A 12,661-nucleotide genomic window follows, 5' to 3' on the forward strand; every position below is an offset into this window, starting at 1 on the left:
ACGGTAAACATGCGCTCAGGCGAGGGCAACTCGGTTTTGCCGCTTGTTTGGCGAACATCAGCCCAGACGTGCCTTTCTGCTCGAGATCACGACGAGCATCAGGATCGTTACGATGTACGGCAGACTGGAAAGAAGCTGTGACGGCAAAGCGACACCCAATGCCTGTGCGGTTAGCTCTCCTAGTGACAACACACCAAATAGCAGGGCGCCAAATGCCACCCTCCCGGTTTGCCACGTTCCAAAGACCACAAGGGCAAGGGCGATCCATCCACGACCGGCGATCATCCCGTCCGCCCAAAGCGGAGTGTAAACCGTGGAGGCATATGCGCCAGCAAGACCACACATCGCACCGCCGAAAGCGACGGCGGCCATACGGATTTTTTGTACCGGATATCCAATGGCGCGGGCGGCTTCCGGATTTTCGCCCACAGCAGCAATCACCAGCCCAAGTTTGGTGTGATTGAGCACGAACCACAGACCGAAGGTGCCGAGAATAGATATCCAGACGACCACGTCTTGGGTGAATAGTGAGGGTCCGACGAGCGGTATGTCTGATAGCAGCGGTATTTCCAGCTTTGGCAGGCCGGATATCGTAAGGCTCTCATAGCTTTTGCCGAATAGCGCTGACATGCCCAGACCCAAAACACCAATGGCAAGACCGGCTGCAACCTCATTGGCACCGACCCCGACAACCAAACCAGCAAAGACCATAGCAAGAGCAGCACTGACCAGTGCGGCGGTCAGAAAACCCAAGCTGTGAGTGCCCGTATGATAGACACTAATAAATGCAATTGCGGCGCCAAGAGCCATCATGCCCTCTAGTCCAAGGTTCAGAAGTCCGGTCTTTTCGACGACCATTTCCCCCAGAGCCGCCAGCAGCATGGGCAGGGCCGCAGCCAGTGTGCCTGCCAGCAGAAATTCCAACGCGCTCATGTCGCCACCCTTCGCTCAAATACGATCCGGTAGCGGATCAGCGTGAAGGTCAGCAGGTAAAATACCAGCAGCATCCCTTGAAAAACCTCGACTGCGGCAACGGGCAGCCCGGCGGATACAGTCGCGCTGTCGCCGCCAATATAGAGAACCGAGATCAGAAAGCTTGAAGCAATGATCCCGATTGGATTGAGTCTGCCGACATATGCCACGATAATCGCCGCGTATCCGTATCCAGACGCGACAGAGCGTTGAAGCTGTCCCAAAGGCCCTGCAACTTCGCTGGCACCCGCGATACCGGCGGCAAGCCCGCCCAAGCCAAGGCTCAACCAAACCATGCGGGATGTATTGAACCCAGCATAAAGCGCCGCCTTTGGCGCCAGCCCGGCAGTGCGCAGTTGGTATCCGCGAAAATGGTGCTGCATCATCAAATACGCGATGAGGCTTGCGACCAGCGCAAAAATTAATGACAGGTTCGTGCGCGTGTTTTCAAATAGGATGGGCAATAACGCGTTGCTGGGAAACATTACTGTCTGCGGAAAATTGAACCCGCGCGGATCTTTCCAAGGCCCAAGCAGAAGGTAATTCAGTATCTGCACAGCAATCAGACTGAGCATCAAGGTCACCAGAATTTCCGATGCGCCATAGCGCGTGCGCAGGGCCGCGGCAATCAGAGCATAGGCCATCCCACCAATCGCGCCGAACAGGATCATCGCGGGCAGCATCATCGGGAAATTGCCGTCCGGAAAGTATACAGGAAGTGCTGATGCGCAGGCTGCGCCAACGATGAATTGCCCCTCGGCACCGATGTTGAAGATATTTGCCCGGAATCCAATCGCCAGACCCTGTGCGATCAGTAGCAAAGGCGCCATTTTCAACAAGACTTCGCTGAAGCTGTACCAGCTTAGAAACGGCTTGAGCAAAAGCGCGTGAAGCGCTGTGCCCGCCGGTTTGCCCAATGCCGCAAAGAGCACAAGGCTCGCCAGACAAGTCAGCACAAGCGCGCCTAAGGGCGCACCAATCATAGCCAGTCGCGAGGCGCTGTCCCGCCGCACAAGCAGCACCCTCATGGTGCGCCTCCGATCATATAGCTGCCGACTTCATCCGTTGTCGTCTGCGCTGCGTTAAGCGCGCGGCTCAAACGACCGTGGTGCAGGACATGTAAAACATCGCAAATCTCGAAGAGTTCTTCGAGCTCTTCGGAAATGACAAGTATCGCCGCACCTGCTTCGCGCATGTCCAAAAGCTTTTTCCGGATCGCGGATGCAGCGCCGACATCGACACCCCAGGTCGGTTGCGACACCAGCATCACATCTGGTTCGAGCATGATCTCGCGCCCGATAATAAATTTTTGCAAATTACCTCCCGAAAGCGCGCCCGCTTCGACTTCTGGCCCAGGGGTGCGCACATCAAAGGTGTCGATACAGTCTCGCGTAAAGGCTTTTTCGATACGACGGCGGATAAATCCGCGGTTAAGCATCCGCCGCCGGTGAGCAGTCAGCAAGCTGTTGTCTGCCAAGGTCATCTCTGGCACAGAGCCGCGTCCCAAACGTTCTTCGGGGACAAAGGAAAACCCAAGTGCGCGTCGCTGCAGCGGCCCGGCGCGGCCAACGTGTTTGCCCATTATTTCCACCATGCCCGCAGAGGCTGAAGTCACCTCGCCGGAAACGAGTGCCGCAAGCTCTTGTTGTCCGTTGCCCGAGATACCTGCTATGCCGACGATCTGGCCCGCGCGGACATCCAGATCAATACCTTCAAGGCTCGTGCCAAAACGGGTTGTTCGGGGGTGGCTCAGCTTGTTCAGTTTCAACCTGATTTCGCCTGCTGTGCCGTGTGTATCGCGCGTAACCCTCGGCATCTCGCGTCCGATCATCATCTGTGCCAATGCGCGCGCATCATGGTCGCGCGGGTCCACACGCCCTGTCACAACACCGCCGCGCAGAATTGTGGCCTCGTCACATAGCTCGCGGATCTCGTCGAGTTTGTGAGAAATGAACATGATCGCCATGCCGTCTGCCTGCAAACGTCGCAGCGTATCGAAAAGCATTTGTACGTTCTGTGGTGGCAGTACAGACGTCGGCTCATCAAGGATAAGCAGCTTTGGTTCCAACAGCAGGCAGCGGATGATCTCGACCCTCTGCCGTTCGCCAACGGACAGCGTGTGCACCATTGCGTCAGGGTCAACGTTGAGACCAAACTGAGCCCCGAGTTTTTTGATGTCGCGGGCCAGCGCCTGTGGCTTTCCGGGTATCATAAGCGAAACGTTCTGAACGACGCTGAGTGTCTCAAAAAGCGAAAAATGCTGGAAAACCATACCGATACCCAACGCTTGAGCTTCAGCAGGTTTGGACAGATCGATAAGTTCGCCGTTCCAGCGCATTTCGCCTTCGTCGGGTCTTTCAACACCGTAAATCAGTTTCATCAGGGTCGATTTGCCGGCGCCGTTTTCGCCAAGAATGGCGTGGATCGACCCGGGCTTTACGCTCAGGTCGATCGCACTGTTGGCCTGCACCTTCCCGTAACGCTTTGACACGCCCGACAAGGTGAGAAGGTCTTGTGTTGTCATGAAGGCAAAGGCGTGGTCACACCGGCCACGTGCCAATCCATGCCGATGATTTCGCCATCGGTCATCGACACACCGCCAGCGACACGCTCTGTTCCGGTCTGATCGGTCAATGGTCCTTCGAAAACGGTGAACTTGCCTTCAAGGATTTCGATTTCTCGCGCCTTGATCATATTCAGGGTTTCTTCGGGGATGTCCGGGTTCCAGTCAGCGGTAAAGACGATGTCGTCTTCCATACCCAGCCAGTAGTTTGCACCGGGGAAGTCGCCTGCTTCATGCGCTTGCACCAATCTTGTGAAGTGTGGCCCCCAATCGGTACCAACGACGCCAAGGTATTTGGTGGGCGCGTATTTCTTCATCGAAGAATTGAGGTTGTAGGCGTACACACCTTCTTCTTCAGCCACCGCGATGACTGATGGGGTGTCTTGCGCGTTGGAGAAGATAACATCGACATCCTGGCTGATCAGGGCGCGCGCTGCTTCTTGCTCGGATGCCGGGTCAAACCAGCTGTTCACCCAAACGACGCTCATGGTGATTTCAGGATCAACCGCCTGCGCGCCAAGCATGAAGGCATTGATCGACGTGATCAGTTCGGGAATAGCGAACGCGCCGACGCAACCGAGTTTCTTGGACTTTGTCAGCGATGCTGCTGCCATGCCCATCAGGTAGGTCCCTTGCCAGTATTTGGCGGTGAATGGCGCGAAATTTGGCTCTACCATAAAGCCTGAAGCGTGAATGATCGAAACATCACGACGACGCTTTGCGATCTGGATACCACCGTTCTGGTATCCGAATGAACCTAGCAGCAGCACTTCGTTTCCATCCGCGACCAGCCCGTTTGCAATGCGGTCCGCATCAGGGCCTTCGGCGATGTTTTCCAATACGGTCACTTCGAGACGGTCGCCATAAGCCTCTTTCACGGAACGGACACCGTCCATCAGTGTGTGAGACCAGCCCACGTCGGCTTCGGGTGATGGCAGAACCACGCCCATTTTGATTGTATCGGCAGCGACAGCGCGCATCGGCAAAGCCATTGCTGTGCTCGCCGCCAACGAGCCTTTGAGGAAACTGCGGCGTTTGAAACTATGAGGCATTTATAAACTCCCGGTTTGTGTTTCTGGTAAAATGGTGTGAAGGGTCTCTTCTGCGGCTGCAAAAAGCGCAGCCTCGTCGAGATTTGGAAAAGCGCCGTCGCGCCAGACGACTTTCCCGTTGATTACGGTCAGGTCTACAGGCGCACCTATGCCGACCTTTGGGATCAGGCTGACGGGATCATGTCGCGTCCCTACGTAATCAAGTTTTCGGGTATCAATGGCAAAGAAATCTGCCGCCATGCCAGGCTTTAGTGTCCCCAGATCATCACGACCCAAAAGTGATGCGCCACCTTCGGTTGCCTGAGCAAGAAATTCAGCAGGTACAGGGACTTGATGGTCGCGGCGCGACGCCGCGAGACACTGAAGCATGTAGGCCGAATGGATACAGTGCATCAGGTTTGAATTATCGTTTGACGCCGCGCCGTCAGCCCCCAGACCAACACGGACGCCAGAGGCAACCATGGCAGGGATATCCGTTACTTCGGCGCCGACGAGGTACACCGGTTCTGGGCAATGCGACACGCCTGTGCCTGAAGCCGCAAGGCGCATGATTTCGTCATGGGTTAACTCCCAGCAGTGCGCATAAAAAACGTCTGGCCCGGCAAAACCGATCTCTTCACAATAGGCGACAGTGCGCATGCCATGCACCTGTTCTATTACCGGGCTTTCTCCTTCGCCGACGTGGCTATGCAGGATCACACCCTTGTCTCGCGCCAGTGCAACGGACTGCTCGAATGTTTCGCGATAACAATTCACCGGCTGGCATGGCGCGACCGCAACCTGTTTCATCGACAGGGGTGCAGGGTCATGAAAGGCATCAATTACACGTTCGCAGTCACTGATAAACGCATCAGTCGTTTCCAGCATTTCGTCAGGGATCGTACTTCCCTCTGACTTTGGCAGTGTGTTTCCGCCGCGTCCGGCATGAAAACGGATGCCCATGAGCTCCGCCGCTTCGAACTGCCTGTCGATGATGCGGCTGCCTGCGTGTTGTGGAAAGCAATACTGGTGATCAAAGGCTGTGGTGCATCCATGCTTGATCAACTCAGCCATCGCAACAACCGAGCTATGGTAAAAGCAGTCTTCGGTCAGGCGCGAGAAAATCGGGTAAATTCTGTCCAGCCATTCGATGACGGAATACCGCGTCCAGTCCAACTCGGCCCTGTTACGGACAAAGCACTGAAAGAAATGGTGATGTGTATTGATCAACCCCGGATACAGGAACAACCCGCGCCCATCGATAATCTGTGCACCGGCGGGTGCCGCCAGATCAGGGCCGATATCGGTAATCGCACCCCCGTCGCAGAGAATATCCTGCCCCCTGAGCACGGGCGCGTGCGCTGAGGTGATGATGGCCTCGCAATTCTTGACGATGAGTGCGGTCACGTCTCGGCCTCCGCTAACTCGTGCATCCGGTGAATGCCGGGCATTTCAATAAAGCCGGGAAGCGACCGGATTGATCGTAGCCACAGCCGGATGGACGGGTAGAAATCGATACTTACACCGCCGTCGGGTGCGAGTGCCGTATTCGGGAAACAGGCGATGTCTGCGATTGTCGGCCTTGCACCGGTCAGAAAGCTGTTTCCGTCAAATCGCTGATCTGTCAGGTGCGCCTCTAGCTGGCGCAGCGCTTGGATGCCTTGGGAACGTACCGCCTGAATGTCTGCCTCGTAGCCGATGACGTCATGCAATCGCGCGATACCGAGGCTGCTGTTCAGAGTGTCCGCAAACGCGAGCCACGGATCATCGTTTTCGCTGCGCCAGACGTCGTGCTTGGCTGTAAGGTGTTTGAGAATGTCTGCAGTCTCGCTCAGGACAGTTTGCCCGTCCACAAGAACGGGCAGCGTACCAGCAGGGTTCAGGGCGAGCATTTCCGGATTTTTGTGCGCGCGTTCAGGGTGGAAGTTCACCGCTTGCGTTTCCAGCGGGACGCCGAGCAGCGCCGCCATCAGGCGTACCTTGTAGCAACTGGCGCTGAGCACATAGTCATATAAAATCATGCAGCCACCAATTGCGCACCGTAGGTGTATCCGATCTTTTTGAGCCACCGCCGATACGCGACGGATGTCATGTCCGCTTGCGTAGGCACCTCCATACCCGGATCAAGCGGGAGCTTGCGCGGGATCTGGTTTTCCAGAATGGATCTGTCCTGCATAAAGATAAGCTGCTGGAAGCTGACCATCTCTGACATTGTGGATACGTCATCATAAAGCGCCATCCACGGCCAAACCTCGCACCACTCTTCGGTGAGGGGCTGAACGAACAGAGTGATGATATCCCATTCTCCCGGACGAGGCGGGCACGTCTTGTACAGAACGGAACACGTCGGTGCGGGTACACGGTACATGTATTCGGTCGTGATGCCGCCTTCGGCGGACTTTGCGGCCTGAGGCTGATAGAATTTGACCTTGGTTGCCCAGACCTCATCGACATCTTCGCGGATCTGCACGTCGTAGCGGTCAACTTCGGTATGTGGCTCTGCGCCTAGAATATCCGTGTGCACGAACGGGAAGTGCGCGATGTCCAGAAAGTTTTCAACTGCCCGCAGGGGAGAGCACTTTACCTTGACGGACCCGACATCAACCAGCTGGCGGTCCGGCGTATCAGCCTCTGGAATGGTAAATAGGTCGCGGTTGGGCTGGCCCGGACTGGTCCAAAGATGGCCAAATCGCTCGACAACGGGCAGGCTCTTGCCGTTTTCATCGCGTACCCAGCATGCGCCGTTCTTTTTGCCCAGCGAAATGTCGCCCCCCAAAAGCAACGTGTCGCGTGGTGCGTCGATGCCAGAGATCATTGCGACCGGGTACCAGTGGTTTTTATTATCAGCCGTCATGCTACCGACCTTTCAAGAGAGTTGCGCAGCGTTTCGGTGGCAATGGACATGGCTTTGCGATCTTCGGCCGGGTCCGTCAGTACATGCATCATGCAGGCGCTGTCATCTTGGGGTTGGATGGCGATGACGAGCGCATCTTTGATGCCCAAAGGTGCGTCGCCCACACTGAGTTGTCGCTCAACATGCGCAGCAGAACACGACACTGGCACTGAGCGCAGCGGCTGAAATGCGTCTGTGTCGGGCGGCATGGTATCGCCCGGATCTTTGATCGCGGCCCAGATTACTCCACCACTTTCAAGACAGTGGTAGGTTTGCGCACAGATGCTTTTTGGTGGTGTCATGGACGGGTGCGCCGGGATGTGGGAGCAGATGCCTGCGTCATCATACTGCCAGCCGTGGTAGATGCAGGCCAAACTGTTGCCGCGAACAAATCCGCGCGACAGGCGCATCCCGCGATGGGGGCACCGATCAACCCAAGCGTGACATCTGCCGGAGCTGTCTCTCCAGATTGCTAAATCGACATCATGTACACGTGCCGGCATGACCAGTTTTCGCGGAACATCCATGCTCAGCGCAACAGCGATCCAGTTCATCGACATCCCCAAGCCCCAAACGCATGATGAGTGCGTCGGACCCAGCCTAGCAGGAATGCTTCAAATCTCGACTAAAACTTGCCTGTATTTTTGGCAGATTGGGATGGTTGATTAATTTCCGCGCATTTCCTGCGGTTTGAAAGCAATCTGAACCTCCATCTCGTCGATCAGAACGCTTTTGGGGCCGAGGCTGCATGCAAGCGCCAATGCGTGAATCATCTCTTGCGCGCCCGTGACCCTTAAAACAATCCACTGTGACGTGCGCTGCGTCGACATAAGCTCGACACCCAGTTTGGCGGCGTGGCGCGATATCCACGCAGGGAAATCAGGCGTATCGACCCGGCCACAAAGCCGTATGGTGCCATCGACCGGCGCGTTTGAAGGGCCAGCCACTACCTGCATTATTCCGCGCGTCGGTTCATGGATCAGAAATCGAGGTTTTCGACACTAAGGGCATTTTGCTGGATGAACTCGCGGCGTGGTTCAACCACATCACCCATCAGTTTGGTGAAGAGGTCGTCTGCCTCGGCGATATCATCCACCTTTACCTGCAATAGCGTACGCGCATCCGGGTCGAGCGTCGTTTCCCAAAGCTGATCCGGATTCATCTCGCCCAAGCCTTTGTAGCGCTGCAACGAGAGCCCTTTTTCACCTTCTTCGAGGATGGCATTCAACAGGTCAATCGGGCCGTTAATCAGCTGGCTCCGGTCTTTGCGGACCAGCGTTGCCGGCATTTTGTAGACTTCTTGCAGATGCTGCGTGAACGTGCCGCTTTTGTTGGCTTCCCCGCCTCGCAGAATGCGCCCATCGAGGGTGCGGACCTCTTCGACACCGCGCAGGATACGCGCGAGACGAATGCCGTGATCCTGCGTGATCCGGCCTTGCCAGCCACGTTCGTATTCCAGCGCTATCAGATTAAGCCGCGCTGCAACCGCATCAGCCACCCCCTGCAAATCATTGTCGACCGCACCCGGCGTAAACGCGCCGGCAATTGCAGCCTGTTCCAAGATGTGGCGCGGGTAGTGCGTCGGAAATGCTTCAAGAACCCGGCGCAGTTGTCGTGCCAGATCAACAACTCGGGCAAGGTCAGCGCCGGCGATTTCATCGCCATTGCCCTGACGGAGTACCGCGCCATCAATACCCTGCTGGATCAGGTATTCCTCCATCGCGGCCTCGTCTTTGAGATACACTTCGGATTTGCCACGCGATACTTTGTAAAGCGGCGGCTGCGCGATATAGAGATGCCCTTTCTCGATCAATTCAGGCATCTGGCGGTAAAAGAACGTAAGCAGCAGCGTGCGGATGTGCGCACCGTCCACGTCCGCGTCGGTCATGATAACGATCTTGTGGTATCTCAGCTTGTCGATGTTGAATTCGTCGCGCCCGATGCCGGTGCCCAGAGCCATGACAAGATTGCCGATCTCCTGACTGCCGAGCATGCGGTCAAACCGGGCCCGTTCCACGTTGAGGATTTTACCCTTGAGCGGCAGGATTGCTTGCGTCTGACGATCACGGCCGGTCTGCGCCGAGCCTCCGGCGCTGTCACCCTCTACAAGAAATACTTCGGTCTTCGTCGGGTCTTTTTCCGAGCAGTCTTTCAGCTTGCCTGCCAGAAAGTTGACGTCCATCGCAGTTTTCCGACGCGTCAGCTCACGTGCCTTGCGGGCAGCTTCGCGTGCTTGCGCAGCTTCGATGATCTTGCCGACGACAATCTTTGCCTCGTTCGGATTTTCCTCGAACCACTCCGCCAGCTTTTCGTTCATCAGACTCTCGACCGCGGGCCTGACTTCGGAAGACACAAGCTTGTCTTTGGTTTGGGATGAGAACTTGGGGTCAGGTACTTTGACCGAAAGCACACAGGTCAGGCCTTCGCGCGCGTCGTCTCCCGTAAAGCTGACCTTTTCGCGCCGAGCGATACCCGATGTCTGGGCGTAGCTGTTGATGGTGCGCGTAAGCGCACCGCGAAAGCCGGCAAGGTGGGTGCCGCCATCGCGCTGCGGAATGTTGTTGGTAAAGGGCAGGACATTCTCATGATAGCTGTCGTTCCACCACATCGCGACCTCAATGCCGATGTCATCACGCTCGCCCGTGATGAAAATCGGATCGATCATGACGGATGACTTGTGGCGGTCCAGATACTTGACGAATTCCTTGACGCCGCCTTCGTAGTATAGCTCCGAACGCAGATGCTCTGGCGGGCGCTCATCAATCAGGATGATCCGAACCCCTGAATTCAGGAAGGCCAGTTCGCGTAGTCGCTTTTCCAGAGTTTCGAACGAGTAGTTAACGTCTGAAAAGGTATTCGTAGAAGCCATGAAACGCACTTCGGTGCCCGTGCGGTCTGTTTCGCCAACAACTTCGAGGTGCTGCGTGGTAAAGCCACCTTCAAAACGTGCAACATGTTCCTTGCCTTCGCGCCAGATGCGCAGTTCGAGCCAGTCGGACAAAGCGTTTACGACTGAGACGCCTACCCCGTGAAGGCCACCAGACACCTTGTAAGAGTTGCTGTCGAACTTACCGCCAGCGTGCAACTGGGTCATGATGACTTCGGCTGCTGATACCCCTTCTTCTTCGTGGATACCGACCGGAATACCGCGCCCGTTGTCGCTTACCGACACCGAGCTGTCAGCGTGAATTGTGACCGTTACCGCGTCCGCGTGACCGGCTAAAGCCTCGTCAATTCCGTTGTCCACCACCTCATAGACCATGTGGTGCAGGCCCGACCCGTCATCGGTGTCCCCGATATACATGCCCGGCCGCTTGCGGACAGCCTCTAAGCCTTTGAGAACTTTAATGGAATTCGCGCCATACTCGTCTGGCATCTGCTCGTTTTCGGACATGTGATCACACCTTCGTATTTTCACGAATTTATACGCTTTTTCAGGGGGTTTGTCACGCTCGCGGCACAAGATTTTGTGTCAGCTCACCAAGATCAACACAGCAACCAGAATGAGCAGCCAACCGCAAAGGATATTGATCCGGGCAAGCGTCTGTGGACGTGTGGCAAACACCCTGACGCGATCGACAAATGCAGCCATCGCCAGATTGCCAGCAAGCGGCACGATAACCGATGCTGCAATGATCGCGAAAACATCCCACGAGGTGACGGCGCGCAAATCAAAAAAGCCCGGCAGTACGCCGAGATAGAACAACACCGCTTTTGGATTGCCCAATATGGCAACCAGTCCGGCAAGAAAACCGGCCCAGATGCCGGGGCGGGTCAACCGGCTGTCCGCACTGATTTCTTTGCGGGCATGCCGCAAGAGCATGACCCCCATGCCGATAAACACGGCTGCCGCCACCCAGCGCAGCACGTCCATGAAAACATCGAAAACTGAAAGGATCCAAGAGATGCCCATCACGGCGACAAGGGGCCACAGGATGTCGCCGACGGCCACGCCAAAGGCGAGCGGCCAAGCCGCTGCAAACCCGCCCGACAGAGCGCGCGCCATCAAAGCAAGCCATACAGGGCCGGGGGTGAGGAACAAGATGACGAGCGCCCCTGCGTAAAGCAGCAGATCGTACCAGCCGATCGTCACACCGGGGCCACGGCAGATGCGCCATGCTCTTCAGAGACTTCGAAATACTGTGATCGCTCGCCCAGCGAAGAAAAAAGCTCGGGCCCGGTGCCCGTCATCCACGCCTGCGCCCCCAGCGCGACGATCTCGTCGTAAAGCGCGGCGCGCCTGTCTGCGTCAAGGTGTGCGGCGACTTCATCAAGCAGCAACAATGGGGCAGAGCCAAAATCCTGCGCGAGTGCACGGGCGTTTGCCAGGATCAAAGAGACCAACAAGGCCTTCTGCTCGCCTGTCGAGCAGTCACGAGCGGCCACCTGCTTGGCGGCATAGGTTCCTTCAAGGTCCGCTCTGTGCGGACCTATCAGTGTACGCCCCGCCGCAAGATCACGTGTGCGGCTGTCCGCCAGAGTAGCGCGAAACGCTTCGGCAGAGACGGGCATATCGCTGTCGTTGTGTACCAGGTGCAGTTCGGCGGCAGGAAAAGCGGTGGCTGCGCCTTGTTGCGCCTGCCTGATCCGGTCAAGTGCTGCGCGGCGATTTGCATCGATTGCGCAGCCCGCATCGGCCATCTGGGATTCGAGCGCAACGTACCATGCAGAATCTCGTACCATGTCCTTTAGCAACCGGTTGCGTTCGCGCATCGCCTTTTCATAGGTCAGGGCGGCTTCGGCGTGGCCGGGCTCAAAGCTGAGAGCCATGCGGTCAAGAAACCGCCGCCGCCCTTCTGCACCCTCGATCCAGAGCCGGTCCATCGCTGGGATCAACCAAAGAACGCGCGCCACGCGGCCCAGCGCAACCTGCGGCGCGGCCTTACTGTCAATTTTGACATGGCGCGCGGCACCCCCTTCTGACCAGGTTTCCACCTCATAGGGCTGCTGAGCAGCTTCAACTGTGGCCCTCACCTTCCAGCCCAAGGCTTCGGGCCTCCGGGTCATGTCATGGGCGCTGGAGCGCCGCAAGCCACGCCCGGGTGACAAAAGAGATACTGCTTCGAGAATGTTGGTCTTGCCCGCACCATTGGCCCCGAACAACGCCACCGGACGCGCGTCAAGGTCCAATCGGGCCAATTTGTGTGACCTGAAGTGCGACAAGGTGAGTGACGTAACCCTTAAAGCCACGTCTCATTCGTC

At 56.8% G+C, this 12,661-nt stretch carries 12 protein-coding genes; all 12 read right to left on the reverse strand.

What is annotated here, in order from left to right:
• Positions 1-57: 57 nt before the first annotated feature.
• Positions 58-933, reverse strand: coding sequence for an ABC transporter permease (locus tag AC2D8V_RS00060; protein ID WP_484731463.1), 876 nt, complete (start codon positions 931-933; stop codon positions 58-60).
• Positions 930-2,000 carry an ABC transporter permease gene (locus tag AC2D8V_RS00065; RefSeq protein WP_484731464.1) on the reverse strand — a complete coding sequence of 357 codons (1,071 nt, stop codon included), beginning with the start codon at positions 1,998-2,000 and terminating at the stop codon, positions 930-932. The genes AC2D8V_RS00060 and AC2D8V_RS00065 overlap by 4 nt, the downstream gene beginning before the upstream one ends.
• A complete protein-coding gene (locus AC2D8V_RS00070) occupies positions 1,997-3,496 on the reverse strand; it encodes an ABC transporter ATP-binding protein (RefSeq protein ID WP_484731465.1) in 1,500 nt (499 codons plus the stop codon). The genes AC2D8V_RS00065 and AC2D8V_RS00070 overlap by 4 nt, the downstream gene beginning before the upstream one ends.
• On the reverse strand, positions 3,493-4,587 hold the full coding sequence (locus AC2D8V_RS00075) for a BMP family ABC transporter substrate-binding protein (RefSeq protein WP_484731466.1): 1,095 nt from the start codon (positions 4,585-4,587) through the stop codon (positions 3,493-3,495). Before AC2D8V_RS00075 ends, AC2D8V_RS00070 begins: the two co-directional genes overlap by 4 nt.
• Positions 4,588-5,973 carry an amidohydrolase gene (locus tag AC2D8V_RS00080; protein ID WP_484731467.1) on the reverse strand — a complete coding sequence of 462 codons (1,386 nt, stop codon included), beginning with the start codon at positions 5,971-5,973 and terminating at the stop codon, positions 4,588-4,590.
• Positions 5,970-6,587 carry a glutathione S-transferase family protein gene (locus AC2D8V_RS00085; protein ID WP_484731468.1) on the reverse strand — a complete coding sequence of 206 codons (618 nt, stop codon included), beginning with the start codon at positions 6,585-6,587 and terminating at the stop codon, positions 5,970-5,972. The genes AC2D8V_RS00080 and AC2D8V_RS00085 overlap by 4 nt, the downstream gene beginning before the upstream one ends.
• Positions 6,584-7,420 carry an aromatic ring-hydroxylating dioxygenase subunit alpha gene (locus tag AC2D8V_RS00090; RefSeq protein WP_484731469.1) on the reverse strand — a complete coding sequence of 279 codons (837 nt, stop codon included), beginning with the start codon at positions 7,418-7,420 and terminating at the stop codon, positions 6,584-6,586. The genes AC2D8V_RS00085 and AC2D8V_RS00090 overlap by 4 nt, the downstream gene beginning before the upstream one ends.
• Entirely contained in the window at positions 7,417-8,013 is a 597-nt protein-coding gene (locus AC2D8V_RS00095; RefSeq protein WP_484731470.1) for a Rieske 2Fe-2S domain-containing protein, read from the reverse strand. Before AC2D8V_RS00095 ends, AC2D8V_RS00090 begins: the two co-directional genes overlap by 4 nt.
• Before the next feature lie 111 nt (positions 8,014-8,124).
• Positions 8,125-8,406, reverse strand: coding sequence for a hypothetical protein (locus AC2D8V_RS00100; RefSeq protein WP_484731471.1), 282 nt, complete (start codon positions 8,404-8,406; stop codon positions 8,125-8,127).
• Positions 8,407-8,438: 32 nt separating this feature from the next.
• Positions 8,439-10,853: a DNA topoisomerase (ATP-hydrolyzing) subunit B gene (gene gyrB, locus AC2D8V_RS00105; RefSeq protein WP_484731472.1), complete on the reverse strand. Its 2,415-nt coding sequence runs from the start codon at positions 10,851-10,853 to the stop codon at positions 8,439-8,441.
• Positions 10,854-10,931: 78 nt separating this feature from the next.
• Positions 10,932-11,552, reverse strand: a complete 621-nt coding sequence (locus tag AC2D8V_RS00110; RefSeq protein WP_484731473.1) for a LysE family translocator — start codon at positions 11,550-11,552, stop codon at positions 10,932-10,934.
• Positions 11,549-12,649: a DNA replication/repair protein RecF gene (recF, locus tag AC2D8V_RS00115; RefSeq protein ID WP_484731474.1), complete on the reverse strand. Its 1,101-nt coding sequence runs from the start codon at positions 12,647-12,649 to the stop codon at positions 11,549-11,551. The genes AC2D8V_RS00110 and recF overlap by 4 nt, the downstream gene beginning before the upstream one ends.
• Between the last annotated feature and the right edge of the window lie 12 nt (positions 12,650-12,661).

It is taken from the genome of Roseobacter sp. YIN89, from assembly GCF_057219365.1.